This window comes from Blastococcus litoris, from assembly GCF_003075095.1.
GTDB classification, from domain to species: domain Bacteria; phylum Actinomycetota; class Actinomycetes; order Mycobacteriales; family Geodermatophilaceae; genus Blastococcus_B; species Blastococcus_B litoris.
Genome location: NZ_QCZF01000024.1, coordinates 1 through 847 on the forward strand (window position 1 = coordinate 1; position 847 = coordinate 847).

Below are 847 nucleotides of genomic sequence, written 5' to 3' on the forward strand. Positions count from 1 at the left end.
CGGCCCTCACCCCGCGGGGTGAGGGCCGCTGTCGTAGCCCGTTCGTGTCGATCAAGGTGGGTTCTGGACGCAGCGGTTCCGGTGGGGATCCACCCCCGGGACGTGCGTCACCGGCGGGGTGTTCCCCGACCCGGGAGGGCCCGGCGACGCCGTCGGGGGGAGCGAGGAGCACGACGTGATCGAGGACAGGATGCGGGCGCCGGTCAACGGCGCCACGGTGTGGGTGTACGACGAGCGCCGGCGGGTCCGGGACGACGTCGCCTCGCGCCTGGTCGCGCTGCCCTTCGTCGGCCGGGTCGAGGTCGTGGCCGACGCCGCCTCGCTGATGTCCCGGCTGGCCACCCGGTCGCCCGACGTGCTGATCGTCGGCACCCAGCGGGCGGTCGACACCGGGCTGAGCGCGGCCACCCAGGCGCTGCGCGCCTACCCCGGTCTGCCGGTCCTGGTGCTCGGTGCCCCTGACGACGCCGAGAGCGTCCGCGCCGCCGTCGCCTTCGGTGCCCGCGGGTACCTGCGCTGGGACGCCAGCCCGATCGAGATGGGCCTGGGCCTGTCCCGCGTCGGGCTGCGCGCCGACGGCGGGCGGATCCCGCAGCAGGTCGCGTCCGCCCAGTCGAACGGAGTCCCCGCGTGGAGCGGTGCCGCTCCGCTGGCCGGCTCCGCCCCGACCACGGTCCGCTCGACGGTCCGCGAGGCGGCGCCGCAGGCGAGCCTGTCCATGCGCGAGATGCAGGTGCTCACCGGCATGAGCCAGGGCAAGAGCAACGCCCAGATCGGCCGGGAGCTCTACCTGTCCGAGGACACCATCAAGACCCACGCCCGCCGGCTCTTCCGCAAGCTCGGTGCG

At 75.1% G+C, this 847-nt stretch carries 1 protein-coding gene; it reads left to right on the forward strand.

The genetic code is table 11. The annotated features are described in order from the left end of the window. Positions 1-175: 175 nt before the first annotated feature. The coding region (locus DCS98_RS22430; protein ID WP_241038613.1) for a response regulator transcription factor at positions 176-847 on the forward strand (672 nt) is incomplete at its 3' end.